Here is a 25176-nt window from a genome sequence, read left to right on the forward strand (position 1 = left end):
ATTCTGCTATTTTTATTGGGAAAATGAGTAAATTGTAGAATGGGCAAACTATACTTGGCGCAAATCAAAAATATGATCGGACAGTTGATTGAATAAATCTTTTATTTTTGATGCGGTAATTTCCCCATCGATTAAATAGATAACCTTCGTATTTTCTGCTAAATCGTTTACTGGACAATCGCTGATAATGATGTCGCAGGTTTTCATCGCTTTCTTTTTTAGTAATACATTTGCTGGACCAAAATGCTGCTCGATTTGCGAGCATAAATCATCATTAATGTAGTAATCCCTAGTAAAATTTACCCCAATAACAATTTGTATATTTTCTTTGTAGCGATCATAAATATGAATCAAATCTTCAAGCAGCCACTGTTGGTTTTGCTGTTCAATAAATGGATACCTATTCCTCTTTTGTGAGACAAAACGTTTGTAGAATTGCTGGATTTTTTTCTTTACATCATTTTGATTCTTTTCAGCGTAAATGCTATAACTAGCCATTGTCGTGTTGGGATGATTTGCGGTCAAGACATCATAATAAATTTGATTTCTCAAAAAATTGAGTACATAGATTTTTCTTTCGTCCTCAGGGATCACCAAGCAAAATTCAGTCGAAAAGGCATCTATCAGCTCTTCAGAATACTCGAAATGAGGTGAATCATTCTCCTTCAGCACCTCGTATTGTTTGAAATTTATCCCCCTCGGTTCAGTCTTTGAAAGTAATAATCTGGCAAGAATATTGATTGTTGTTCGCAGCTCACTGCTTAAGTGCGGCACTGGATTAAGAATATCAAAATAGGGATGGACAAATAATTCTGAGTTGGGCGTCGCTTTTAATTGTTTGCGGATCATTTCGATTGAGCTAATCGGAAAATTCCTCAAGCATAAATGAATCAGCAAGAATAACTTATCGAGCATTCCACCTTCTAGATTTTGGATCGTTTCTTTTTTGACATAGATATTCAAGGTCGAATACACGAGTTGCGATTGTTCCTTATCGGCGTGCAGGTCGATATTGCTATGAATATTCCAATAGATATCGAGTATGCAATAGTGAAGCTGCACTTCACTTCCCGTGATCGTTTTCTTTCCGGGTTTAGAAAAGTCCACCCTGATCCCGTAATGAAAAAGAAAGGCATTGATCGCTTTCATCCGAGAGTAAATATAGGAAACACTAAAATTAGTTTTTTCGCTGATGCTTAAAATGGAGTTCGTGTCCCTTCTCAGCAAAGCGAGCAGAATATTGTAATTCGTGGACTGCTCACAATAGTCAATTAACAGACGATAATAATATTCCGCAAGATCAGTGTAAGGCAAATTGATTTTGATGAAATTTGCCTTTTTCAAAAGCGGTTGTTCGCATAATTCTAATGAGAGAATATCCTTTTCAAGCTCCTTGATATAGATAGAAAAATTCAATTGCGACATGTTAAAATATTCGGCTAAATAGTCGCTGGTTATATAAAAGCGATTATCGGACAGAAACTGAAGAATCGATAATTTTACTCGGCTTTTTTTATCTAAGAGATTCTCTTTGATTAAATTTTGACTGTTCATCGAATTCATCCTCTCCAATTTTGACTCCATTCTAACGTAACCTGCCATTTTTCTTCTAAGGAAATGCTTTGAGAGAAAATGAAAAAAGATACCTCAGAAGAGATATCTTTTCATCGATAGACATAAATAATCGTTTGGCAGCATAAATATCAGCTGCATTGCTTTAGGTTCCTTGCCCTTTTATTACTGATGTTTATTGTCGTAGTATACTAAATAGTATTACTCCTTCGCACCATTTCTAATATCTTCCTCTAAAGAATCTGTTAACTCCTTTAAAAGATCCAGAGTACTGTTCATATTGGCACTGTAATATCTTTCAGTTCCAGCCTTACTAACAGATAGAATCCCAGCATTCAGCATTAGTTTTAAATGATGTGAAACAGCAGGTCTAGATAACGATAAATGATTAGTAATCTGATTAACCGTTAATTTCCCAGATTTACAAAGCATTACTAGAATCTGTTGCCGGTTCTCATCCTGCAACATAGTAAAAATTGGAATGCCCTTTTTAAAAATTTCTAATGTTTGTTCTGCCATTCGGAGGCCTCTTTCTCAATACCTTTATATTGCGTTTATGATTTTAAACTATTAAACAATACTTTTTTTTTGCTGTCAACAACTATTGGTTGACATTTTTAAACCAACGAACTAAACTCATAAAAAGCAAACGTTCAAAAGATTAAACGTTTAAACTATTGAATGATAAAGGTGGATATATTAATGATGACTACTATGAAAGCTGCAATTATTGACAACTACAAACAACCAATACCCTACATAAAAGAAACTGCTATTCCAAAAATTCGTTCCAATGATGTTTTGGTGAAAATCGTTGCTGCAAGCATTAATCCTATTGATACAAAAACGAAAGATGGCGAGATCAAAATGCTGCTTGAGTATGACATGCCGTTGATTCTAGGAAGTGATTTTGCCGGCATCATTGTTGAAACTGGCGAAAGTGTTTCTGAATACAGTGTTGGTGATGCGGTCTATGGGCGTGTACAAAAGGACCGTATTGGAACTTTTGCGGAGTATATCGCCGTCGATAAAGGAGATATCGCTTTGAAACCGCAGAATATTACTTTTGAAGAAGCAGCTTCAATCCCTTTAGTTGGATTGACTAGTTATCAAGCTTTGTACGATATTATGAAAATCAGGCCTGGGCAAAAGGTGTTGATCCAAGGCGGATCAGGCGGAATCGGGACAATTGCTATACAGATTGCTAAATACCTTGGTGCCTATGTGGCAACGACAACTTCAAGTGGCCACTTTGACTTAGTTAGATCACTGGGCGCCGATTATCCAATTGATTACCATACAACCAATTTTGCAGCAGTGCTTTCTGATTATGATTACGTGTTTGACACGCGTGGCGGAAAAACCTTGGAAGATGCATTTAAGATTATTAAACCGGGTGGAAAAGTTGTCAGCATCGCTGGTCTTCCTAACAAACAATTTGGTAAGGAGTTCGGTGTGCCATTATGGAAACAATTTGCTTTCGGATTCGTCACTCGTAAATTAACTAAGTTGGAAAAACAAACGGGCGTTTCTTATACCTTTCTTTTCATGAAGCCAAGTGGTGCGCAGCTTGATGTTTTAAGCCAGTTAATTGAATCAGATACGATCAAACCTGTGATTGATCGCGTGGTTCCCTTTGCTGCTATTGAAGAAGCGTTCTCTTATTCCCAATCAGGAAGAGCCACTGGAAAAATCATTTTACAGATGAGCGATGATTCAGAAAGTGAAGTGTACCGTTCACACGATAAATAGTTCACTCGTTTTCTCGGAGTAAAGAAAGCTTCAAAAAACGTTTATCAAATTAAAAATGCAATTCGAAGACGGAAATCTCAGGCGGTACACCGAATCGTGCGTGGATCGAAGTTGTTCCTAATCCTGTATTGACGTAGAGTTTGGTGTGATCGCTGAGTTCATATAACCCTCGGATGTACTTTTCTGCTAAAACGTTTTTCACCGGATGAAATGGAATCCGGATTTGTCCGCCGTGACTATGTCCTGCTAAAACTAGTTGAGTATTGGTTCCGACAAAGTCATCGGCCACATCGGGTTCATGCGTCAGTAAAACTGAATAGTCATATTTTTCGCGATATGCCAAGGTATCGTTTACTGATGGGTTTCCCAGTAAGGAATCATCTAGCCCGCCGATAAAAAGTGTTTTGCCATTTTTGAGGGTCAGTGTTTCACCAGTATTTTTTAAGACATCAAAATTCGCGGCGTTCATCACCCGCTCGTAAATATTTGCTGCTCCGCCGCCATAATCATGGTTGCCCCAGACTGCGTATTTGCCAATGGAGGCCTGCATTTTGCTTAATTTTTCGATAATTTCCTGTTCGTGCTGATATTTGGCGTAGTTATCAAAAAGGTCACCGGTAAAAACGATTATGTCCGGTTTCTCCTTGTTCACTTTGCGGATCACCTTATCTAATCGATTGGTGGCATAGCTCTCAGATACTTGTATGTCTGAAAGCTGAACGACTTTCAACTCTGCTGGTTTCGCTTGATCGCCTAGCTTAAGGTGATGAACTACCGCTAAATTCGGTTCGATCTTAAAGGCATAAATGGGTATAGCCAATAAAATCAGAAATAGTCCTAATAATATTTTTTTAATCATGCTGTTCTTTCCTGCTCTCTTTTAATTAGTGACAGATTCTTTTAAAGCGTTATAAAGCCACCAAAAGGGTTTCATTGTTGCTTGATCGGATTCGCTATTCTCCCAACGAATCTTTGGTATTCCTTGTGACGTCTGATCAGAGTCAGCATAGTCATCTATTTTGGAATCAATGAAGGAGTTATCCTTCAGAGAATTTGCGGGTTCCTGCGCTTTTGGCTGCGTGGCGAAGGAAGCTAATAGTCCTCCCGATAGCAATAAGGCAATCGTTAAAATGCTTATGATGATCTTTCTCTTGGTTTCATTTTTCATATCCTCGCCTCCTATGAGTAACAGGATAGAATACAATTATGCAAAACTTGTGCAAAAAAAGAGAACGTACTTATTTAAGTACGTTCTCTTTTTTGATTGGTAAAGTAATCGTTGCGATGAATTGATTATTTTTTTGCTGAAGGGTCATTTTTCCGTCTAAGCCTTTCATGGTTTGTTCGACGATTGAGAGGCCTAAGCCTGTTCCAGATAGATGATTGTTGCGGGACTCTTCTCCTACAACAAAAGGTTCTTTCAATTGAGCGATTTGCTGATCAGTCATTTGGATTGCTTTATTTTTAAAGATTAATTGGTAATCACTGCCGAGTTTTTCGCCAGTGATCGTTATTTGATTGTCTAAGCTGTACTTCATTCCATTTGTCAGCAGGTTAATGAAAACCATCCGCAACAGCTGCTCATTTGTTTGAAGTTGGCAAGGCTCCAAATGAAGCTCAATCTGAAACTTTGGAGCGATTAAGCGCTGCTGTGTTAGTTCTTTTTCAACGAATGCTTGGATATCAATCGTTTCAAGTGGGAGTTCTTCTTGCATTTGCTGACTATAAGCCAAAATATTGGCAACCAAATGATTCATGTCTTCTAGCCGCTGATTGAGATCAGGCAAGAAGGTTGGATTTTCGAGCCCCATATCTTCGCCATCAACTAAGAGCTGCATGACTGACAACGGCGTTTTTAATTCATGTGCTAAATTAGATGAAAAATTCTTTAACCGTTCGTTTCGTTCCAGCAGGTCCAATTCATGCTGCTGAAGGGAACGTTTCATTAAGTTGATCGAATGGCTTAGACTGCTCAATTCATTTTCTTCCTGGATATCTGAGTCCGCGAAATTCAACTCAGAAATACTGCGGGTCGCCTGCTCCAAACGGCTGATCGGTTTAATGATCTGGTTTCGAACCAGAACGATCACTAAACCGAAGAGCAGCGCTAAAAATAGAATGGTGGCTGCAACTAAGAGCGGCAGCAGCGTATGGATCGCGGACTTAAAATCGGGAATACTGGTTCCCGCCAGATATAAGGTATTGCCCTTGCTGAAGAAAACAGTGTAAAAATCACTCTTTTGTTTGGTTTGGTTGTATAGACGTTGGACAGAACGCCCGTCATTTACGGCTTCGATCGTTGTTTGATCCACCCAGAATCGATTGAGGGAAATTCCTTCCCGCTCCAAACGGAATGCTAGGTCATCCGTTAAATCTTCTGGATTAGTATTTCCTTTAGTAATGGGAACCACGACAAGATCGTCAGAGGACTGATAGTTTTGTCCATTTTGCAGCGCTTTCTGGGCCTCTTTCACCGGTTGCTCCATTTTCCAATAATAATAGGTAGGAAATCCCCAACGATAAACCAGTGTGACGAATAAAAGAATCAGCACAAAAATGATTCCCACCCGCTGGATAAAGGAGCGAGTCAAACTATTCTTTCGGTAATTCAAAGCGATAGCCTATTCCATAAACAGTTTGGATGAATTCCTTGCCGATCTTGTCGCGCAAGATACGAATAAAACTGTCAACGGTCCTTTCGTCATTTTCATTATCCAATCCCCAAACAGATAACAGGATCTGTTCGCGGGTCAAAGGCAAGCCTTGATTTTGGTAGAGATAATACAGCATCTCGTATTCTTTTTTCGTCAAGGTCAGCTCCGCGTCATGCAGCAAAACTCGTTTTTCATTGGGAATAAATACTAGAGGTTGCTTGATATCCTGTTGAATCACACCCAATAATTTAGCGACGCGAATCAGCAGTACGTTCGCGTGAAACGGTTTGGCTAAATAATCATCAACGCCAGCCATCAGCGCATCAACCTCATCTTCAGGCATGTTCTTGGCCGTCAGCATCAGAATCTTGATATTGCGTTCCCGCTTCATGATTTGAGCGACTTCTAACCCATTCATTTTTGGCATCATCCAATCCAAAATGACCAGATCAAATTTTTCGTCATAAAATTTTTCCAAAGCCGCTTCGCCATCACTGGCCTCAACAACCTCGTAGCCTTCCTTTTCAAAGAATTTCCGCAATAATTCCCGCATTTTATCTTCATCTTCACCTAGTAAAATCCTCATTCAAAAAATTCCTTTCGCACTTCTTCATTTCTACTATAAAATTCCATCTAGCCTATTGAATACCGATGCGTGAAATTTGTCCATTCATCTCCGCCAATCTTATCGTTTATATAAAAAAGATACCTCTGAAGAGATATCCTTTCTTAGTTAAGCTTTGTCTTGAAGACAATTTCTCCACTATTCGATTGTCTTGATTACTTTACATGGCGAACCGTAGGCCAGGACATTTTTAGGGATATCTTTTGTGACGATGCTGCCTGCGCCGATTACGGAATTTTCACCGATGGTTACACCGGGCAAAACAATGGTTCCTGCTCCGATCCAGACATTCTTTTCGATCACGATCGGCAGATTGTATTGGGCCTTTTTCAAGCGCATTTCAGGCGATAATGGATGGGTTCCGGCACATAAGGTCACATTGGGGCCGATCATCACGTCATCTTGGATCTCGATGGTCGTATCATCTACGAGGGATAATCCAAAGTTCGCGTAAACATTTTTACCAAAATAGGTATTTTTTCCCCAATTCGCATGAAAGGGCTGCTCGATATAAGAATCTTCGCCAAAACTGCCTAACAGCTTATTCAACAGCACCGCCTTTTCTTGTTGTTTACTAGGCAGCGTCTGATTGAATTGAAAGAGCAGATCGCGATAAACGGCTTGTTCATCTTTCAGCTCGCTGGACTCAAAATAATTTTCACCGGAGTCCATTTGTGCTTTCATCAAGGTATCAGTCAATGTGCTTTCCTCCATTTAAGACGTTGCGTTGAAAGGGACGTTTCTTATGCAAGAAGATTCCGACTAAAATGACAATCAGCAGCAGGCTTAATAGTTTGAATGGTGCAAAAAGGTCGGATGTTCCTGAAATGAATTGCAGCGTGCTTAGGCCGAATGGCGCGATAAAGTTCCCAAGGTTGCAGCCGATCAGAATGATCGAAGTGGCCGCTGTCATTTTCGCTGGTGATGCGTAAAGATTTAGCGAATTATAAATGAAAGGAAAAATCAGACTGCCGGGAATCCCGCTGATAAAATAGCCGATCAGTAGCAGACCAAAATTATTTTCAGAGATAGCGATCATAAAGGTCGCCAATGCTAGCAAAGCCAAACCAAGGTACAAGCATTTCTCCCCTAATAAGCGGTTGAAAAAGCCGAATAGGGAACCTGTGATGATCCTGATAATCGGCATCACCGCCAAGAAATTGGACGCGTTATAGTTGGCGCCTTTGATATCCGTCACCATAGTAGGGAAACGAACACCGATGGCCACAAAGGTCATGACTAAAAACAGGGCGAAAAGCGCTAACAAATAGACGGAAATTTTAAGTTCACCCTTCTCACTTGTCTTCGCCTTGCTGCCTTCTTTGATTTCGGGAACAAAGAAGGTGAACAAAATCAGGATTGGAAAGGCAATCAGATAGACACTAAAGGAGAATCTCCAGCCGAATGCCAGTAATGCCCCAGCCAATAAGGTCAGGCCGGCATTTCCGATATTTTCCGCTGCTCCGCGATACCCCAACAAGGTTGCTCGTTCTTCGGGTTCATCTTGAAAGAGCAAGTTGATGATTGAGACCGCTAATGAATTAAATAGACCAAAGCCTGCGCCTAAAATGAAGCGGCTGATCAGGATCGGAACATAGCTGTTTAAAAATAAGGGTGCTACCCCGCCGCCAAAGCCAACTAGGAGTAATCCTAGCTGGACGGTGCGTTTCGTGCCGATTTTTCCAGCGATAAAACTAGAAAGGACAACGAATATTACGACCGCTAAAGCGGGTAAAGTTGCGACTAATTCTACTTGTGTCGTGGTCATACCAAGCGCTGCCCGCATTTGCGGCAGTGCTCCATTGATTGATAAGGCACTGGTTAATAAGAGTGAGATAGACAAAATAGATAAACGGGTCATGATACTGTTTTTATTAATCATTTTTCTACGCCTCAACTTTCTTTATATGAAGCAAAGCAGTTTGGAAATCGCCATAAAAATCAGGTGCGTTGACGCCGAGATTCATCAGTTCATCTCCATAATACTGTTGCTCTGTCGCCTGATCTTGATAGCGAGCGGTTTCATCTAAGCCGGTCAAAAAGACTTCATGGAAAACCGGCTGTGCCGATGCCAAGGTACGGGCCATCATGACTAATGCTTCTGTTTTGTCGACTGAGACAAACATCCACGCGGTCAGATTCCCTTCAAAAGGACTATTCAAGCGATAAAAGTCACCGAATTGGACTAAAGGACGAATCGTTTGATATTGCTGCACCTGTTCTTTCACAATTATTTTCTCTTCTTCGGACATTTCCGTCAAATCCAATTCGTAACCGAAGACTCCGCTCATAGCAACGTCACCTCTTGTTTTCAATGAAGTGATTCGACCTGTTTGATGATTTGGCACGGCCGAAACATGTGCAGTCATAGAAGAAATCGGATAAGCCAAACTTGTCCCATATTGAATCTTCAAACGTTCCACTGCATCGGTATTGTCAGTTGGCCAAGATTGTGGCATGTAATAAAGGAAGCCGGCATCAAATCGTCCGCCGCCGCCAGAACAGCCTTCCCATAAAATCTTCGGATAGCGTGCGATTAGATTTTCCATTAATTCGTAAACACCTAGAATATGGCGATGAGCCGTTTCTCCTTGATTTTCAGCTGAAAGTTCAATCGAATAAACATCTGATAAGCTGCGGTTCATGTCCCATTTGATATAATCAATCGGCACTTCATCTAAAATGCAGCACATTTGATTTTCGATATTTTGACGGACCTCTTTGCGTCCCATATCCAATAAATGCTGATCACGTGAAGATGACGGCGTCCGATTTGGTTCTTGCATTAAGTAATCAGGATGTTCTTCGTAAAGTTTTGAATCGACGGAGATCATTTCCGGCTCAAACCACACGCCGAATTGCAGGCCTTTTTCATGAACGTAATCCGCGATGCCCTTCAACCCGTCTTTTAACTTGCCCTCGTATTCAAACCAATCTCCTAATGAAGAATTATCTGAATCGCGATGACCAAACCAGCCATCATCCAGCACAAACATTTCGATACCTAAATCAGCAGCCTCATCAACGATCTGCTCGATCTTTTTACTGTCAAAGTCGAAATAGGTTGCTTCCCAATTGTTTACTAAAATAGGACGCTCCTTCAGTCGGTGTTCCCCACGAGCTACTCGTTCCCGCAATAAATGGTGAAGGCTGCCACTCATTCCATTCAACCCTTGATCGGAGTATGTCAGAATGACTTCCGGTGTTTGAAATTCTTCATTGGAAGAAAGTTCCCAAGAAAAATTGTAGTCATTGATCCCTGCCAGCACTCGAACTTGATCAATTTGATCTTTTTCCAATTCGAAGGCGTGATTGCCGGAATAGACCAGATGCATTCCGATGGCCGGACCGCTCATTTCATTCGTATCGTGATTGACTAACGCGATAAAACTATTCATATGATGGCTTGAAGCACCGCGCCGACTCTCAAAGCTTTGGATACCGGAATGAATGCTGTCGCGATTGATTTGGCGTTCCCGCAAGTGGGCCCCGGGTAATGAGATGACTTCATCATAGACTCCGCTGTTACTTAGGTCCATTTGCATCGAAGCGATTTTTTCTAAAACGATCTTTTCGCTGGTCTTATTAAGAACTTTTGCTGACCGCGTGATTACTGGCCGTTCATGGTAGATCGTATACGCTAACTCTACGTAGATTTCTTGATCGCGATCTTTCAGAACGATGACTAAGGTTGTCGCTTCCGCCTCATTCAGCACATAAGCTTGCGGCATTCCTTTTAGTTCTGGTTTGCCTGCTTCGATGCGATAATCAAAGTAGCGCAGGTCGTGCAAGTTTGAACCATTTTCCCGCCGAATGATGGATGCTGGTAAACGATAATCCATTGATCCGTGACTGGAATACTCCTGCGGCAATGTATCCTTTGAGTAAGCCCTTTCAGCGTTGCCCGGTACATTTCCCGAAAATCCGCGATCTCTGCGCAGATAGTTTTTATTACCGGTATAGTGTTGGACAGTTTTCCCAAAGTATAGATGATGAAGAACCCCATCCTCTTCTATTTGTGCGATGTAAGAGATTTCATTGTTGTGTAGATGGAAAACCTGTGTTTCTTGATTAAATGTTGCGTAGGTTTGTGACATTTTTTTATTCCTCCTCTTAACTTGTTGTTTACCTTATAATGTTTACTAAACAATTATGTCAAGAGAAATCTGCAAAAAAAAGAGAACTTTTTTTCAAAAGCCCCCTACATCACTATTTGTTTGGAATAAAACTTTCCCGCACGACCAGCTTTGAAGGAAAAGTCATGATGACTGTTTCTTTTCGTTCTTCCTCAATCCGTTCTTTGGCTAAACGTACGGCTGCTTTGGCAATTTCCTGTGCGCTGATATGCACCGTTGTTAAGCTGGGAGTCAAAAGCTCCGCGATTTCGATGTCATCAAAGCTGGCGATCTCAATGTCTTGTCCGACCGTAATCTGAGCAGATTGCAGGGAGCGGTATACACCGACGGATAACGGATCACTGCCGACTAAAAGTGCGGTAGGCAGCTCTTCCTCTGAGTTCAGCCATTCATCCATCAGCCGCTTTCCTTCAAGCGGTTCCCAAAGTCCCAGTTTTGCCTGCTTCTGCAATTCGTTCTTTTCCATAAATTCCTGATAGGCGCGAAAACGTTTCTCGTCTTCGCTGTAAATTTTCTCGCCGGCCTCATTGATGTCAATATTAAACCCGCCAATATAGCCAATGCGCCGATGTCCCTTCTCATAGAAAAGCTGTAGGACACGTTTGGTCATTCGCTCAAAATCGGCGTAGACCATGTCGACCTCTTGATTGATATCCGGATTATCGATCACAACGATGTTCTTATTTTGTTTGCTTAACCGTTGCACAGCCGTCTCTGAGACGGTCCCGACAATAATAATCGCTCCGAGTTTATCGAAGTCCTGCCAGGTTTTTGGATTGTCCTCCAGATTGTAAACGCGGTTCATACCGAGATGCAGCCGCCGTGCTTCTTGCTCCAAACCAATTCTGAGAGCATTAAAATAAGGATCATCCAACTCCTTTTGACGACTGGTCGTGGTGATCACACCAATCGAAGGCAATCGGCGTTTTACGTACTTTCGTTTATCGATATCATAGTTCAAGTCTTTGATTGCTTGATAGATTCGTTCTTTGGTTGATTCTGCGACGGATAATGTCGGATCGCTGTTCAATACTCTTGAAACGGTTCCGGGGCTGACCCCTGCTTTTCTGGCAACGTCTCGAATTCCTACCATCTATGTTCACCTCAATTGTTTACTAAACAATAACTTGGATTTTGCTGTTCGTCAATGATTTTCGGCAATAAATTGCTTGATCGTCTCGGCGACCTTTTCCGCACTGGTTCCGATGGCTGGATGTCCGGGAGTCTCAAATAATTTGAATTGCGCTCGTGGGACCTCCTGAATGATCGCTTGATATTCCTCTTCTAGGTTCGACCGAAGCGCGCCATCATTTTTAGAGCCGGTCAGGAGTAATGGGCAGCATAAAGACTCCAGTGAATCGACAAATAAGGACTTTTCTGAAGTGATTAATCGCAGCATCGAATCGGTATCTTTCTTGACAACGTCGCTCCAATCATCACCGATACACCAATGATAAAATTGCGAAGTTTCGGGATCTGCTGCTACGGCCGATCGTTCAGCTGCTAATTCTTCAGCAAAACCCTCATGCAGAGTGCGGCCGTCAAAACTATCAGCGGTAACTGTCGCAAACAAATCAGGCCTCAGTAAAGTCGCATTGAGCGCGACCCAAGCGCCGCCACTGGTTCCGATTAAGTGAACTTTTCCCAATTGGAGGTGTTCAAGTAAAGCAATCACTTGAAGCACCTCGGCTTTCCAAAGTTCGGTAGGAAATGTATCTAGGCGATCAGACTGGCCATAACCTAAAAAATCGAGCAGAATCACTTGAAAATCCGCATATAACGGCAACATTGGTGTAAATAATTTTGATGACGAGGTATTCCCATGCAAAAAGAAGAGCGGCTCGCCTTCCCCGATGATGTCGTAATAAAGCTGTTTACCTTGATAATTGAAGAAGCTCATCGTCAAATCCTCCTAGTTTATTTTCAGTATAAAACAAAAGCAATCACTCATGTTATGATCCACGTCATAAAGTAGTGATCGCTCTTGTAGTCATTTTCTAAGTGTTCCTCAATTGAATTCGGTAATGAATTGATTGATTGTTTCGGCAACCTCTTCCGCGCTGGTTCCTATTGCGGGATGTCCGGGATTATCAAATATCTTAAATTGACCATTAACGACTTCTCCTGCGATCGCGCGGTATTCTCTTTCGATATTGGGGCGAATGGTTTCATCTTTTTTAGTCGCAGTTAAAAGTAATGGTGCCTGTAAAATTTGCAGTGAGTCGAAAAATAGTTCTCTTCTAGAAATGATCAGCCGCCACATGGAGTCTGTATCCTGTTCAACAACTTCTTCCCAATCGTCACCGATACACCAATGATAATATTGCGAAGTCTCGAAATCGGTTTGGTTTGAACAAGATTTTGCCAATAAGGTTTCATCAAAGCCCTCGTGAAACGTCCGACCGTCAAAACTGTCCGCGGTAACGGTTGCAATCAGATCCGGTCTAAGAAATGCTGCGTTGATCGCGACCCAGGCGCCGCCGCTGGTACCAACTAGGTTTGCTTCTCTGATGTTTAAGTGCTCTAATAGTGCAACTGTTTGACGTGCTTCATCTTTCCATAGTTCTGTAGGGAATTTATCCAAGCGATCAGATTGACCATAGCCTAAAAAATCAATCAAAATCACTTGAAAGTCATTATAAAGGGGTAAAATGGGCATAAACAATTTTGATGACGAGGTATTTCCGTGCAAAAAAACGAGTGGTTTTCCTTCTCCAATTGTTTCGTAAAAGACGTTCTTTCCCTTATAGCTGAAAAAGCTCACTATAATCCCTCCTTAGAACTTAATACATCCATTTTTATTATATCAAGAAAAGTAAGTGGGAATAATTATTTGTCTTAACGATAATTTTACAAAAAATAAAATATTTGGGTTTGACAAAATATTATAAATATGATTTTTAATATTATATTTCGTTTTCGACCCTCATTTGTTTAAATATTTTGATTGAAAAGAATGCGATCAGAACTGTCACAAGTGAAGTTCCGGCAATCAATAGCAACAGCATTGCTTCTGAGGCTACAGCCGCGAAACCGCCGTACATTACTTGTCCTAACGGTACCGCTAAAGTTGTTACGATCATAACCAAAGACATGATCCGGCCAAGCAGTGCTTTGTCTGAAACCAATTGAATGTAGACGATTAGTTGGACTGAAACTACTGTAACAACGCCCATTGCACAAGCAACGATGATTGTCATAATCCAAAAGGCCAAAGCCGCGTTTTGAATCAGACCAAACGGGATCACCAATAAACTAAACAGGATAGCAACCAAGATCAGATTTTTGGTAATACTTGTTTCATTCAAACGATTGGCGATCACACCATACACCACGGTTCCAAACAAGCTGCCGATCGCTAGAATGGTATTCATTAAGCCAAATTGGGCGTCGCTCACCCCTAGTTGAATGCGTGAAACGTAAGGGATGATCACTTGAATGAAGGATGCTAAGAAAAAGTTCAATAAGAACGCCACCATAGCGACTTTGACAATCACCTTTTGCGCCTTCAAATATTGCGTGACTTCTTTCAAATCACCCGCTACGACTTGGAAAAGCGAGCCTTCTGTCACCGCTTGTGATTGCGTCGGAATAGTTAACAGCACTTCACAAAAAATAGCAATTAAGAACAAGACGCCGGTAATCACAAAGATCTGATAAACTGCATCGAAACGATAGATGATGCCTGCAATAATTGGACCTAAAACGGTACCTAATGTTCCAATAGAACTGATGATGCCGTTCGCTCTCGGAATTTCCTCGTCAGTACAAATCACTGGGATTGCTGATTGAACGACTGGCGTTTCAAAGGCTGAGACCATTCCGATGATTATGGTCAGAATTCCGATGGCCGTAACAGGATTCGCTAAACGAGTGACTAAGAAGAGCCCCACTGACAAGATTAGATAAAGGCAATCCATGAACAGCATCAAGTTTCTTTTTGGCAGACGATCGGCCAGCACACCGCAGAACGGCAGACAAATCAAACGTCCCACAACTGATAATGAAGCAATCACACTAAATGTGAAGGCTGATTTGGTGATATCCAAGACATACAAGGAGATCACGAATTGAACGATCGTGGTTCCTAAAACTGAAAATAATTGACTTCCGATTAATAAATTAAAATTTTCATTTTTTCTCATAGTTAAACCCTGCTTTCCTACTCCTTCAGTGACGATCAATAATACTCATTAACATACCTACCGTTGGTATCTATGTGTTTAAAAAAAATAGCTCATTCACTGCTATCTTTTTTAATATACTCAAACATCTTATACGCTTCTGTCATGATCTCCTCATTGAAGATCGGAATTCCCATGCTGTCAAAAATCTTCTTAGTAAAGTCAATCTTGCGTTTTAACTGTTCTTCTGTAAAAACGGTCAGATGCAGTCCAATCCAAGTGTTCAGGTTCATCATCAAGACATCCGCTACCTCTTCCGGATATTCCGTCTCGATCGATCCGTCATTGACGCCCTCTTCCACGATCTTTTTGATCTCAGGAATCACTTCACTAAACATATCAATGAACTGCTCTCCGATAAAACGCGGGCTTCGCAGCGTAACCGCCGCTGAATAGTTCAATCTCATCCGTGAATAGTCGGTAAAAGCATCTAAAATCGCGCTTTGCAGCTTTTCTAGTCCAGTATTCCCCTGGTGCTTGCGCAAACTTTCCTCCGCCGATTCTGCTGGTTCAATAATCGTTTCAAAAATCTCAAATTTCGATTTGAAATGCTGATAGATCGCACCTTTGGTCATTCCATCTAAGCCGTTCACGATATCTTGAATTGAAGTGTTGTCGTAGCCCTTCTCAAGAAATAACTTTTTCGATACAGAGAGGATTTTTTGCCTTGTTTCCTCAGGATTTTTCCCTCTAGCCATAGCGTCAGCTCCTTACATACCACTGGTATCTATTTAGAATATACCCCGCTTTTAGCTAATTGTCAAACGGTTTTTAGGAAAAGATATTTGTAAATATTTTCTTTGCGATATTTTTAGTCCGTAATCTCCCCCTTCATCCTCCCCTTCCCTGTTTCATTAAACCTTTAATAGCGGTATGTAAAAGGTTTTTTACCTGTTTTTTCTCGTAGTTCTGCGCAGATTGTTTTATGCTGTAGGAAAAATATGAATCCACAAGAATCCCCCGTAACACCATTGTTGGATGTTACGGGGGATTCTGAAGTATCGATATTGGAAGTCGCTGTATTAAACTATTTTTCCCACCACTGATTGCGCTTCGACATAACCGACCATGACCTTTACATCTTTATCTTTCAAGTTAGGAAAGACGACCATCGTAATCGTTTCTTTGCCTCTAACTTTCAAATATTCCAAATCGATTTCTACTAATGGCGAGCTAGGTTTTACTGACTGCCCTTCTTTTGCTAAGAGGTTGAAGCCTTCTCCCGCCAAGTCTACCGTGTCAATCCCGATATGGATTAATACCTCTGTACCCTCATTATCCACTAGACCAATTGCGTGTTTTGTAGGGAATATTGAAGTTACTTTCCCTTTAATTGGTGAAAAAACCTTGCCATTAGCCGGTTGGATCGCAAAACCGTCCCCCATCGCCATTGTCGAAAAAACTGGATCATTGACTTGAGTGATATTAATTAGATCCCCGGTGACAGGCGCGTAGATTTCTTTTTCTTTCTTTCCAAAACCAAACATTGATCTTCCCCTCTTCGACTATACTTTATTCACAAATTTGAATGGCGCGACCGGATAACCGACTTCATTAAATAATCCAACGAATGGCGCATTTTCCCACGCATATTGAACCTCTTGACTGTTTTGTATCGTATCGACAATCAGTCTGTTTTCCTTAACGGAGATATTTTTGATACGTGCATCTGTTTTAATGAGCGATTTGTCCGATAAATTTAAAGAAGCCGCCTCATCTACTTCAATCACAACTTTTGTCTCGGTCCAGCTGATAACTTTTGCTACAGGCGCGCTCGGATAATATACATCGTCCAAAATTTCCCCAATTCGCTTCCCTAGAACTGCTTTTTCAGTTGGATGGATGTCCTCAACTTCTCCACAATCAAGACTAGTTACTAAGAAAACGTTTTTGAATTTTTGACTAGCTTGAGTCTGCACCGCTCGAACGCTTGCCCAATCATGCTCGAGCTTGTCCGCGCAAATTGGCAGTTGAACGATATAAAATGGGACTTGCGTCTTCAAATCCATTCTCCACCGATTGATCAGCCGATCCAGTAGGTTTTCATATAGAGGACCGAACATTGTGTCCTCTTCCCCTTGATACCAGATTACCGAGGAAAAAGTGAACGGTGTGATCCGCATAAACATCTTTTGATAAAGTCCGCTTGGACGATTGAACAAATAGGGATTTGCTGGTGGTGGCCAAGGTGAATGACCGATTTGCTCTTTGATCTGACCCATTGTCAACTCAGGATGCTTCTTCACCCAAGCAGCTTTTTTTTCGACATAGTCCTGATAACTCTCAAGATAGTTAGTGAACTCGGTATCGAAAAACGCCTTTTCTTTTCCACTTGTTTTTTTTATAAAGGGCGCCAAAATTACTTCATTCAGCACAGCGTCATTCTCTAAATCTTCTGAACTTATCCAGCACCCGGCACTGGTTCCCCCCTTGCTGCAGACCACGGCTCCAATGATCCGTCCAGGATGTTTTTTTTGATACTCCTTCATGGCATAATAAGCGACGGCGGATAACTTACCTAAATTGTCTGACTTTAACTGCGCCCAATTTGTTTCAGTCACTTCATCAAGCTTTAATTCAAAATCAGGCATTGGAACTACATAGAAGAAAATCGGTTCCTCCTCAGTGATTTGCAAATGCTCCTCGTTAAAATGAGCCTCCTGCGACATCGGGTATTCCATATTGGATTGACCAGCAAAGAGAAAAACATCTCCATATTGAACGATAATCTCTTTTTTTTCTTTTCCTGCTTCAATTCTCATTTTTTCGGTAACACCATAGGATTGCGCAGGGATCGTAAACACAAATTCGCCCTCTGAATTACTCATTTCATTTAGCGTTAATTCCCCCATTGAAAGGAGAACGGGATGATACGGTACTGTCATTCCATTAATCAAATGAACGTGTTCTGCCTGCAAAACCACATTATCTGTTAGCAATGGATTTAGATTTAACATGATTATCAATTCCTTTTTTCATGCTGTGACGACCTTGACTATTTGGTGATAGGAAATAGCCGGCCATCTGCGTTTTAGTAATTAATTACTCTTTAATTATTTGGCAATGTAATATGTTACACAAATGATACCGTTTTCTTGCTATACTGTCAAGTTTTTTTGAAATATATTTCTAATTGATAGATAAAATTGAAATTTATTACTTATTTTGTTAAAATGGAAACAGGAAGCTACAGAAAGGGTGTTAACTTGATGCAAAATATCGAAGAAGCCATCACGATCCATTACACAAAGATGTTTAAAACAGACAAAAAGATTTTTGAACAAATCATGGCTGCTCCAGCAGAATATGTCGGGCTGTCGATTCACGATATGGCGGAACGGTTCGATGTGAGTTCACCGACGATTTTACGAGCGATCAAAAAAATCGGATACAGCGGATATCCAGAGTTTAAGCTGGCATTAGAATCTTTTGTCATTGATAAAAACCAAGAAGAACCCGCTATAAAAAATTCATTGTTCCATGAAGTCATTAATACTTACGAACGCTCTTTCACGAAACTAAGAGAACTAGATTTTGAAAAAGACATCATCGAGATCGTCGAATGGATGCACAATTCACAAGATGTGAAGTGCATTGGTTTTGATAATACGGGGCTCGCCGCGCAACAGCTAGTTTATTCCCTCTATTCTCAGGGAGTTTTCTATGAAGCAATTACAACGGAGACCCAGATGCACTATCTTAGTCAGACCGCAAGAAAAGACTGGGTCTACATCATTTATTCAGTTACTGGTATGTCGATATACAACGAATTGCTCGATGCAGTCACTGAAGCGGGCGCTAAGACTGTGTTGATCACCATGAATAAAGACGCTGAAATCGCAAAAAAGGTATCTAAAACCTTTGTTTTGCCCGCCGCTTCGACCTTTCTTCGTGATGATGGATCTTTAAGACAATTAGATGTCCGATTCGAACTGTTTCTCTTTTCGGAAGTCATCTCCTATTACTTTAATTGGATAGGTGATCAACGGGAACAAAACAGCCATTCGTAATCAGCTAAAGTCGTTAAATCCTGCTATCGGATTTAGCGCTTTTTTTTGCGACAAAAAAGAGGATTGTTGAGCTTTCAACATCCTCTTTTGACTATTTCTTTATTTCTCGGATCCCTTTTCAGCATAGCTCATATCATTGATAGTTTCGACTTTCCATTTGCCAGCTTGATAAGTTGCTTTCGAGATACTCGCATTTTCTAAGCCAGACATCGGAATGTCACCAGATACACTAGAATCCAATTCATTCAGCAGAGTCGCTAAGGTCATGCCATGAGATACCACTAAGATTGAATCGTCGCCATTTTTACTTGCAGCTTTGACGATATCATCCAACGCTTCTTTTGAACGACTTGCTACGGTGTCATAATTTTCCGCCGGCCAATTTTCGTTTTCTTTAACATTTTCTTTGTCAATCTCTGCCAGATCATCTGAAAGCTCTTTGATAAACCCGTTATAGCCACCGCCCTCTTTAGCAGCTTTTTCGGTATATTCGTTGGCGCTTAGGTCTTTTCTTTTAGCAATTGCCTCTACCGATTCCGCTCCTGGTGTAGCCTCAAAGGTCCCAAAATTGAATTCTCGCAGCCGTTTGTCTTTATTGATTTTTACCTTTTGACCTGATTTATCTAAGATAATCTCTGCTGTTTCAATAGCCCGTCCGCTATCACTGCTATAGACTTTATCAAATTTTATGCTGTCACCGATCCCTTCACCAACATCCTCTGCCACTTCAATTCCTGTAGGCGTTAACGGTGCATCGCTCCAGCCTTGTGATTTTCCCGTCGTGTTCAGCATCGTTTTCCCATGTCGAGTAAAATAAACTGTAATGGCTTCCGCTTTTTTATCTGTGGCTGCATCGGTAGAATTAGTTGCAGCGTCTCTCCCTGAGCAACCTGCCAACACCCCAACTGACAATAGCCCGACAGCTATTTTTTTCAAATGATTCATTTGCTTCTCCCTCCATCTTTGATCGTTTTGCAATCCTCACAGCTACTAAATAACTATTAAAAGACCAAGACATTAAACGAGTTTTTTCAAAGTTCTTCTCCATTACTTGCGATTACCTGTTTAAACCAGTTAAAGCTTTTCTTCCTGTAGCGTTTTAAATCCTTAAGATCGGTCTCATTGCGATTCACATAAATAAAACCATAGCGTTTCTTCATCTCTCCCTGCGAGCTTAAAATGTCAATCGGTCCCCATGTAAGAAAGCCCATCAGATCGATACCATCTTCCGTAACAGCCAAGCGCAATTGTTCTACATGATCACGCAAATAGTCGATTCGGTAATCATCCTCTACCGTCAAATCATCGTTCAATGTTTCTTTCACCCCAATACCGCACTCAACGGTAAAAACAGGTAATTTGTAATGGTCAAATAATTCTTTTGCGGCTAAGCGCAGCCCTTTCGGATCAATGATCCAGCCCCATTCGCTCACTGCTAGGAAGTCATTTTTCTGCTGAGTCCCACCCAAGAACGAATCTAAGAACGAATTCACAGTAATATTTGCTCCCGTTTTCGCCATCGCGCTTTGATAGTAACTAAACGGAATGAAGTCGACTATTCCCTCTTTTAGATACTGCTTATCTTCTGCAGTAATCTCCGGCATGATTCCATTCATTTCCCAGTCATGCAGAAAATCCTGAGGGTATTCTCCGTACACAAAAACATCTGTTGTTTGGTATGTCAACCTTCTATTTGCAATTTGAGCACTTAGAATCGCATCTGGATGGCTTGATTCTGGATAAAACGGTGAAAAAGCGACCATTCCGCCAACTTGCGCATGCGGAGCAAAAGCCTTCACCAAATGTTTAACTGATGCAGAGGCTAAGAATGAGTGGTGCTGTGCTTGAGCTTCATATCCCGCCAATTTTTTTCGATCAATATCTTTTGGTAGTAAATCACTAGTCAAAGTGAATGCCACATTTTGTTCATTAATCGGAATATAGTAGTTCACTTTTTTACCGAAATGCTTGATCACGATTGCCGCATATTTCTGATAGGCTTCCAAAACGTTCCTCGATTGCCAGCCGCCGTATTTTTCCGCGAGAGCATCTGGCAGATCAAAATGATAAAGACAGACGATTGGCTCGATCTTCTGTGCAATCAATTCATCAATCACCCGATCGTAAAACGCTAATCCTTCATGGTTCACGTTTCCTTCACCATCCGGTAAGATACGTGCCCAGCTTAATGAAAAACGGTACGTGTTAAAGCCCATTTCAGCGAAAAGCGCGATATCTTCTTTATAATGATGGTAAAAATCGATACCATTCTCCCAATCCGAAGAAGTCTCGGCATAGGTTTTCTTTTTCTTCGTATCGTAGACAGTCAAACCCTTACCTTCTAAATTCCAAGCGCCCTCCGCTTGCATACTTGAGACAGAGCCGCCCCACATAAAATTCTCTTTAAATGAATCCATAATCAATCTCCTCACATCCTAATATCTAACTTTCCTCCAAACAGACTTTATGCCGGTTTCTCTTCATCTTTCCAAAAGAAAGTAACAAGAAGAAATGAAAGGATTAACGTTACAATGATTCCAATAACGAGACCATAAAATCCTTGGTCGATTCCATTTGGTCCGATAACGCTTGGAAGTAAAAAGATCCCTGCAATCAGCGCATAGCCCTTCGTGCCCATCAATCCAACAATCAAACCACCGATAACAGCACTGATACAACCTAAGATAAATGGTTTTCTTCTAGGCAGGTTAATCCCATAGATTGCTGGTTCTGTGACACCAAAGATTCCTGAAATAAATGCAGGATAGGTCAAAGCCTTTAATTTCTTGTCTTTTGTTTTTAGCATTACCGCCAATACAGCGCCGACCTGTCCGAAGATCCCAATCGTAGTGGCCGGGATCGTCATGTCATAGCCTAAGACCGCCAAATTGTTCAACGTGATTGGCACGATGCCCCAGTGAATCCCGAAGATCGTACAAATTTGCATCACGCCAGCTAGAACTGCCGATGTAATAACTGGACTTAAATTATACAACGCTTGTGTACCTGCTCCGAATAATTGCGATGCCCATGTTGCAATAGGACCAATGACGATGAAGGTCAATGGGATCACGACTAATAACGTACCTGCCGGAACAAAGAAAGATTTCACCACATCTGGAACGACCTTCTTCAACTGTGTTTCGACTTTAGATGCAATCCATGTTGCAATGATGATCGGAATTACACTAGAAGCATAACTCATCAAAATGACTGGAATCCCTAAAAATGTCAAATGTACAGGAGACTCGATAATCGTTCCTGTAAATAAGGTGTATAACGGTTTTTCCGCCATAATACCCGCCAGAGTCGGATATACCATCGCTGTTCCAAGTGCCATTCCGATAAAGACATTTCCCTTAAACTTCTGCGCAGCAGTATAGCCTAAGAATACTGGGAAGAAGTAGAAGAAACAGTCGCCGATGATATTTAAAATTTGGTATGTGCCGGAAGTCATATCCAATAAGCCTAAAGCAATAAATACGGTGCTCAACCCTTTAATCATCCCCGTTGCTGCTAAAATCCCAAGCGTCGGTGTGAAAACACCTGATACTAAATCAATGAAACGATCAAAAATTGAAAGTTTTTTCTCTTCGCCCGGTTCTTCCACTATATGCTCACCTTCATTGATTTCATAAATACCGTTGATATCGTTGTATACATCGCCCACTGCATTGCCGATAACAACTTGATATTGGCCGCCGCTCTGAACTACGGAGACAACACCCTCAGTACTCTTAAGGATATCTGTGTTGGCTTTATTCTCATCCTTCAATTTGAAACGTAAACGTGTCATACAATGACCAAGATCATTAATGTTTTCTTTTCCTCCAACATTTTGCACGATCGTGCGTGCTAATTCTTCATATTTCATCCTTCATTTTCCTTTCTTTTTCCACCAAGATAGTAACGAAAAATAAGTGCATGCTGTCTTCAACAATCTTTACTGCGGGGATTTAGATGTACTCCCGATTCCCCTATCACCCAGAGAATCTAAGGTTCTATTTCCAACGCTAAGTAATTTATTACTCATTAATAATAATAAATGAAACATATTACACTTTGAATGATAACGGTTTCTGAAAGGGAAGTCAACAGATTTTTTGAAATACTATTCATAATAATAAATAAAAGTGTAACTTATTACTTAAGTTGAAAATCGATCACTCTCCTCATTAGAAACAAACGAAAGACTTATAAACACAAAATTTACTTTTTATATAAAAAGTGTATTGCTCCACCTGGTAAAAAGTCAGAAGACTCTTTATTAAAAATTGAGCTCTCCTAATTTGCTGAATTAAACCTTTAATAGCGGTATGTAAAAGGTTTTTTACCTGTTTTTTCTCGTAGTTCTGCGCAGATTGTTTTATGCTATAAGAAAGATAAATAAACGAGGGATTAAAAATGGATGTTGGACAACGACTGAAACAACGAAGAAATGAATTGCAGCTGAAGCAAGATTATGTGGCGGAGAAATTGGGTATCACCCGCCAGACGATGTCGAACTGGGAAAATGGCAGAAGCTACCCCGATATCGAACGAATCATTCGCTTATCAGAAATTTACGACTTATCGCTGGATGAGTTGTTGAAAGGAGATCGAGAGATGGTCAAGCATTTGCAGGAAAACACAGTCGTCAATCATTTTTTGAAGATTTTTATTACGATGCTTTTTATCAATGTGTTCTTAATGGTTGTGCTTTTGTTTAATCAAACGATGAGTGAGCCTTTTATCATCATTATCTTCTCCTTGATTGGGGCCAATACTCTCTCGCTTTTTTATCTGATTATTAAAAAAATTTAGGAGCTGATTTTTATGAGTCAAACAATGATAGTGATTCTTTTGATGGTCTTACTGGTACTAGCGGCGGGATGTATGTGGTACTTTATTTACTCTCTTGTTATGATAGACGCCAAAAGTCGTGGAATCAAAAATCCTAAGTTTTGGTCTATTGTATCTTCCGGCGGACAAAACGGCGGCGGCCTGCTCCTCTATCTCTTTACACGGCGAAAGACTGTTAGTCGGATGAACACTGCGGAAACGGCTGAATTTCTTACTCTCAAAAAGAAGATTTATTGCTTATTAGCCGTGATGTTTTTTCTATTCTTGTTGTTTGTGATGGTCATATTTCGTTTCAGCTAAAAAGCGAACCAATGTTACTCGGCTCGCTTTTTAGCTGTTTCTTTTATTTTTCCCGCCTTCTTCTCCAGCTCCAGCAGATACTGCTTTCGTTCCAATCCGCCGGCATAGCCGGTCAAATTCCCATCGCTCCCGATTACTCGATGACATGGTACTACGATCGCTAGTTTGTTTAACCCATTGGCCCGTCCCACCGCGCGAACTTTATTTTTATCCCCTAATTGAAGAGCGACGTCTCGATAACTCAACGTTTCACCACTGGGAATCGTTTCTAGAATTTTCCAGACTTCTTTTTGGAACGGCGAACCGTCATAAAACAACGGCAATGAAAATTCGGTCCGCTCGCCTCTGAAATACTCACTTAGTTGTTCTTCCACCTGCTGATTAATAACCGTTCGTCCATAGATGATGCGGAAGTTATACTTTGACCGTAATTGCTCGACTTCTCGTTCCAAGCCGCGCCGATCTTCAAACTCCAATAAGTACAAGTACTCATCGTCACTCAAACAGAGCATCCGACCGATCGGTGTTGAGATAAATGAGGCATTTAATGTTCGAGCATCCAACTTTTTCGCCGGATTGCCCATGATTTTGGTAAAGGCGTCATTAAATCCGCTGGAGGATTCATAGCCCGTTTCAAGCTGCTGATCAATTACTTTACTGCCGTGACTGATTTCTTTAAAAGCCAACCCCATTCGGCGTGCTCGTGCATACTGAACAAAAGTCATATTGTAGACCTCTTTGAACCTTCTGCGGGCTGTAGCGGAATTCAAACCGATAGCTGAGAAATCTGCTTCTTTCCAACGTTTTTCCGGCTGTTCTTCCACCGCGTTGACTAGTTGCTGCACCTCTTCAGGAATTGCTTGCGGAAAAGACAACGGCTGACAGATCTTGCATGGGCGATATCCCGCCAACAACGCTTCTTCCGCCGTTGAGTAAAATTCACAGTTTTCAAATTTTGGTTTTCTAGCACGGCAAGTCGGATGACAGAAAATTCCTGTCGTCTTGATTCCGGCAAAAAAGAGCCCATCGTAATGACGATCCTTTTCCTTTAAGGCATGATAGTATTCTACTTGTTTTTTCTTTGAAGTAATCATGAGTTAC

General features: G+C 41.0%; 24 protein-coding genes. 4 read left to right on the forward strand and 20 right to left on the reverse strand.

The window, feature by feature from the left end; all coding sequences use genetic code 11:
• Nucleotides 1-48 precede the first annotated feature (48 nt).
• Together PGP85_RS01965 and PGP85_RS01970 are read right to left on the reverse strand one after the other, a co-directional pair.
• Nucleotides 49-1554, reverse strand: coding sequence for a helix-turn-helix domain-containing protein (locus PGP85_RS01965; RefSeq protein WP_270325743.1), 1506 nt, complete (start codon nucleotides 1552-1554; stop codon nucleotides 49-51).
• 219 nt (nucleotides 1555-1773) lie between these two features.
• Complete coding sequence (locus PGP85_RS01970; RefSeq protein WP_010742082.1) at nucleotides 1774-2091, reverse strand: ArsR/SmtB family transcription factor; 318 nt, start codon at nucleotides 2089-2091, stop codon at nucleotides 1774-1776.
• A gap of 195 nt (nucleotides 2092-2286) precedes the next feature.
• Between PGP85_RS01970 and PGP85_RS01975 the strand changes: the two genes are divergently transcribed.
• On the forward strand, nucleotides 2287-3324 hold the full coding sequence (locus PGP85_RS01975; RefSeq protein ID WP_270326122.1) for an NADP-dependent oxidoreductase: 1038 nt from the start codon (nucleotides 2287-2289) through the stop codon (nucleotides 3322-3324).
• Between the two features lie 49 nt (nucleotides 3325-3373).
• Here the strand turns inward: PGP85_RS01975 and PGP85_RS01980 are convergent, their stop codons facing one another.
• The 14 genes from PGP85_RS01980 to PGP85_RS02045 all read right to left on the reverse strand — a co-directional run bounded on the left by PGP85_RS01980 (nucleotide 3374) and on the right by PGP85_RS02045 (nucleotide 17880).
• Nucleotides 3374-4183: a metallophosphoesterase gene (locus tag PGP85_RS01980; protein WP_270325744.1), complete on the reverse strand. Its 810-nt coding sequence runs from the start codon at nucleotides 4181-4183 to the stop codon at nucleotides 3374-3376.
• Nucleotides 4184-4204: 21 nt separating this feature from the next.
• Nucleotides 4205-4492: a hypothetical protein gene (locus tag PGP85_RS01985; protein ID WP_270325745.1), complete on the reverse strand. Its 288-nt coding sequence runs from the start codon at nucleotides 4490-4492 to the stop codon at nucleotides 4205-4207.
• Between the two features lie 70 nt (nucleotides 4493-4562).
• The gene (locus PGP85_RS01990) at nucleotides 4563-5936 is read right to left on the reverse strand and encodes a sensor histidine kinase (RefSeq protein WP_270325746.1); all 1374 of its coding nucleotides are present in this window, start codon (nucleotides 5934-5936) and stop codon (nucleotides 4563-4565) included.
• The gene (locus tag PGP85_RS01995; protein WP_270325748.1) at nucleotides 5917-6564 is read right to left on the reverse strand and encodes a response regulator transcription factor; all 648 of its coding nucleotides are present in this window, start codon (nucleotides 6562-6564) and stop codon (nucleotides 5917-5919) included. The genes PGP85_RS01990 and PGP85_RS01995 overlap by 20 nt, the downstream gene beginning before the upstream one ends.
• A gap of 177 nt (nucleotides 6565-6741) precedes the next feature.
• A complete protein-coding gene (locus PGP85_RS02000) occupies nucleotides 6742-7302 on the reverse strand; it encodes a sugar O-acetyltransferase (RefSeq protein WP_270325750.1) in 561 nt (186 codons plus the stop codon).
• Entirely contained in the window at nucleotides 7295-8485 is a 1191-nt protein-coding gene (locus PGP85_RS02005; protein WP_270325752.1) for an MFS transporter, read from the reverse strand. Before PGP85_RS02005 ends, PGP85_RS02000 begins: the two co-directional genes overlap by 8 nt.
• A 4-nt stretch (nucleotides 8486-8489) precedes the next feature.
• Nucleotides 8490-10700 carry an alpha-galactosidase gene (locus tag PGP85_RS02010; protein ID WP_270325753.1) on the reverse strand — a complete coding sequence of 737 codons (2211 nt, stop codon included), beginning with the start codon at nucleotides 10698-10700 and terminating at the stop codon, nucleotides 8490-8492.
• 112 nt (nucleotides 10701-10812) lie between these two features.
• The gene (locus PGP85_RS02015; RefSeq protein WP_270325755.1) at nucleotides 10813-11832 is read right to left on the reverse strand and encodes a LacI family DNA-binding transcriptional regulator; all 1020 of its coding nucleotides are present in this window, start codon (nucleotides 11830-11832) and stop codon (nucleotides 10813-10815) included.
• Nucleotides 11833-11883: 51 nt separating this feature from the next.
• A complete protein-coding gene (locus tag PGP85_RS02020; RefSeq protein WP_270325757.1) occupies nucleotides 11884-12639 on the reverse strand; it encodes an alpha/beta fold hydrolase in 756 nt (251 codons plus the stop codon).
• A 108-nt stretch (nucleotides 12640-12747) separates the two neighbouring features.
• Nucleotides 12748-13503 carry an alpha/beta fold hydrolase gene (locus PGP85_RS02025; protein ID WP_010742070.1) on the reverse strand — a complete coding sequence of 252 codons (756 nt, stop codon included), beginning with the start codon at nucleotides 13501-13503 and terminating at the stop codon, nucleotides 12748-12750.
• 142 nt (nucleotides 13504-13645) lie between these two features.
• Complete coding sequence (locus PGP85_RS02030; protein ID WP_270325759.1) at nucleotides 13646-14884, reverse strand: MFS transporter; 1239 nt, start codon at nucleotides 14882-14884, stop codon at nucleotides 13646-13648.
• Between the two features lie 92 nt (nucleotides 14885-14976).
• Nucleotides 14977-15621: a TetR/AcrR family transcriptional regulator gene (locus PGP85_RS02035; protein WP_251866504.1), complete on the reverse strand. Its 645-nt coding sequence runs from the start codon at nucleotides 15619-15621 to the stop codon at nucleotides 14977-14979.
• 324 nt (nucleotides 15622-15945) lie between these two features.
• Nucleotides 15946-16410 carry a PTS sugar transporter subunit IIA gene (locus PGP85_RS02040; RefSeq protein ID WP_270325760.1) on the reverse strand — a complete coding sequence of 155 codons (465 nt, stop codon included), beginning with the start codon at nucleotides 16408-16410 and terminating at the stop codon, nucleotides 15946-15948.
• Nucleotides 16411-16428: 18 nt separating this feature from the next.
• Complete coding sequence (locus PGP85_RS02045; protein ID WP_270325761.1) at nucleotides 16429-17880, reverse strand: sialate O-acetylesterase; 1452 nt, start codon at nucleotides 17878-17880, stop codon at nucleotides 16429-16431.
• 252 nt (nucleotides 17881-18132) lie between these two features.
• Here PGP85_RS02045 and PGP85_RS02050 point away from each other — a divergent pair, with 252 nt between their 5' ends.
• Nucleotides 18133-18933 (forward strand): MurR/RpiR family transcriptional regulator, encoded by an 801-nt coding sequence (locus tag PGP85_RS02050; RefSeq protein ID WP_270325763.1) that lies wholly within the window; start codon nucleotides 18133-18135, stop codon nucleotides 18931-18933.
• Nucleotides 18934-19032: 99 nt separating this feature from the next.
• Here the strand turns inward: PGP85_RS02050 and PGP85_RS02055 are convergent, their stop codons facing one another.
• From PGP85_RS02055 to PGP85_RS02065, 3 genes are all read right to left on the reverse strand, one after another.
• Complete coding sequence (locus tag PGP85_RS02055) at nucleotides 19033-19878, reverse strand: histidine phosphatase family protein (RefSeq protein ID WP_270325765.1); 846 nt, start codon at nucleotides 19876-19878, stop codon at nucleotides 19033-19035.
• Nucleotides 19879-19964: 86 nt separating this feature from the next.
• Nucleotides 19965-21350 carry a glycoside hydrolase family 1 protein gene (locus PGP85_RS02060; protein WP_270325768.1) on the reverse strand — a complete coding sequence of 462 codons (1386 nt, stop codon included), beginning with the start codon at nucleotides 21348-21350 and terminating at the stop codon, nucleotides 19965-19967.
• A 47-nt stretch (nucleotides 21351-21397) separates the two neighbouring features.
• A complete protein-coding gene (locus PGP85_RS02065) occupies nucleotides 21398-22807 on the reverse strand; it encodes a PTS transporter subunit EIIC (protein WP_270325770.1) in 1410 nt (469 codons plus the stop codon).
• A gap of 530 nt (nucleotides 22808-23337) precedes the next feature.
• Here PGP85_RS02065 and PGP85_RS02070 point away from each other — a divergent pair.
• The gene (locus PGP85_RS02070) at nucleotides 23338-23736 is read left to right on the forward strand and encodes a helix-turn-helix domain-containing protein (protein ID WP_251866503.1); all 399 of its coding nucleotides are present in this window, start codon (nucleotides 23338-23340) and stop codon (nucleotides 23734-23736) included.
• Between the two features lie 12 nt (nucleotides 23737-23748).
• Nucleotides 23749-24075 carry a hypothetical protein gene (locus tag PGP85_RS02075; protein WP_270325772.1) on the forward strand — a complete coding sequence of 109 codons (327 nt, stop codon included), beginning with the start codon at nucleotides 23749-23751 and terminating at the stop codon, nucleotides 24073-24075.
• Between the two features lie 14 nt (nucleotides 24076-24089).
• Here the strand turns inward: PGP85_RS02075 and PGP85_RS02080 are convergent, their stop codons facing one another.
• Entirely contained in the window at nucleotides 24090-25169 is a 1080-nt protein-coding gene (locus PGP85_RS02080; protein WP_270325774.1) for a bifunctional transcriptional activator/DNA repair enzyme AdaA, read from the reverse strand.
• Nucleotides 25170-25176 lie beyond the last annotated feature (7 nt).

Origin of the sequence: Enterococcus malodoratus (assembly GCF_027659535.1) — a bacterium.
In the GTDB taxonomy this organism is placed as follows: domain Bacteria; phylum Bacillota; class Bacilli; order Lactobacillales; family Enterococcaceae; genus Enterococcus_A; species Enterococcus_A malodoratus.

What these genes read in the sequence shown, in the direction of transcription:
- PGP85_RS01965 (WP_270325743.1), bottom strand. Translation starts at nt 1,554, where the DNA reads ATGAACAGTCAAAATTTAATCAAAGAGAATCTCTTAGATAAAAAAAGC.
- PGP85_RS01970 (WP_010742082.1), bottom strand. Translation starts at nt 2,091, where the DNA reads ATGGCAGAACAAACATTAGAAATTTTTAAAAAGGGCATTCCAATTTTT.
- PGP85_RS01975 (WP_270326122.1), top strand. Translation starts at nt 2,287, where the DNA reads ATGAAAGCTGCAATTATTGACAACTACAAACAACCAATACCCTACATA.
- PGP85_RS01980 (WP_270325744.1), bottom strand. Translation starts at nt 4,183, where the DNA reads ATGATTAAAAAAATATTATTAGGACTATTTCTGATTTTATTGGCTATA.
- PGP85_RS01985 (WP_270325745.1), bottom strand. Translation starts at nt 4,492, where the DNA reads ATGAAAAATGAAACCAAGAGAAAGATCATCATAAGCATTTTAACGATT.
- PGP85_RS01995 (WP_270325748.1), bottom strand. Translation starts at nt 6,564, where the DNA reads ATGAGGATTTTACTAGGTGAAGATGAAGATAAAATGCGGGAATTATTG.
- PGP85_RS02005 (WP_270325752.1), bottom strand. Translation starts at nt 8,485, where the DNA reads ATGATTAATAAAAACAGTATCATGACCCGTTTATCTATTTTGTCTATC.
- PGP85_RS02010 (WP_270325753.1), bottom strand. Translation starts at nt 10,700, where the DNA reads ATGTCACAAACCTACGCAACATTTAATCAAGAAACACAGGTTTTCCAT.
- PGP85_RS02015 (WP_270325755.1), bottom strand. Translation starts at nt 11,832, where the DNA reads ATGGTAGGAATTCGAGACGTTGCCAGAAAAGCAGGGGTCAGCCCCGGA.
- PGP85_RS02020 (WP_270325757.1), bottom strand. Translation starts at nt 12,639, where the DNA reads ATGAGCTTCTTCAATTATCAAGGTAAACAGCTTTATTACGACATCATC.
- PGP85_RS02030 (WP_270325759.1), bottom strand. Translation starts at nt 14,884, where the DNA reads ATGAGAAAAAATGAAAATTTTAATTTATTAATCGGAAGTCAATTATTT.
- PGP85_RS02035 (WP_251866504.1), bottom strand. Translation starts at nt 15,621, where the DNA reads ATGGCTAGAGGGAAAAATCCTGAGGAAACAAGGCAAAAAATCCTCTCT.
- PGP85_RS02040 (WP_270325760.1), bottom strand. Translation starts at nt 16,410, where the DNA reads ATGTTTGGTTTTGGAAAGAAAGAAAAAGAAATCTACGCGCCTGTCACC.
- PGP85_RS02045 (WP_270325761.1), bottom strand. Translation starts at nt 17,880, where the DNA reads ATGTTAAATCTAAATCCATTGCTAACAGATAATGTGGTTTTGCAGGCA.
- PGP85_RS02050 (WP_270325763.1), top strand. Translation starts at nt 18,133, where the DNA reads ATGCAAAATATCGAAGAAGCCATCACGATCCATTACACAAAGATGTTT.
- PGP85_RS02055 (WP_270325765.1), bottom strand. Translation starts at nt 19,878, where the DNA reads ATGAATCATTTGAAAAAAATAGCTGTCGGGCTATTGTCAGTTGGGGTG.
- PGP85_RS02060 (WP_270325768.1), bottom strand. Translation starts at nt 21,350, where the DNA reads ATGGATTCATTTAAAGAGAATTTTATGTGGGGCGGCTCTGTCTCAAGT.
- PGP85_RS02065 (WP_270325770.1), bottom strand. Translation starts at nt 22,807, where the DNA reads ATGAAATATGAAGAATTAGCACGCACGATCGTGCAAAATGTTGGAGGA.
- PGP85_RS02070 (WP_251866503.1), top strand. Translation starts at nt 23,338, where the DNA reads ATGGATGTTGGACAACGACTGAAACAACGAAGAAATGAATTGCAGCTG.
- PGP85_RS02075 (WP_270325772.1), top strand. Translation starts at nt 23,749, where the DNA reads ATGAGTCAAACAATGATAGTGATTCTTTTGATGGTCTTACTGGTACTA.
- PGP85_RS02080 (WP_270325774.1), bottom strand. Translation starts at nt 25,169, where the DNA reads ATGATTACTTCAAAGAAAAAACAAGTAGAATACTATCATGCCTTAAAG.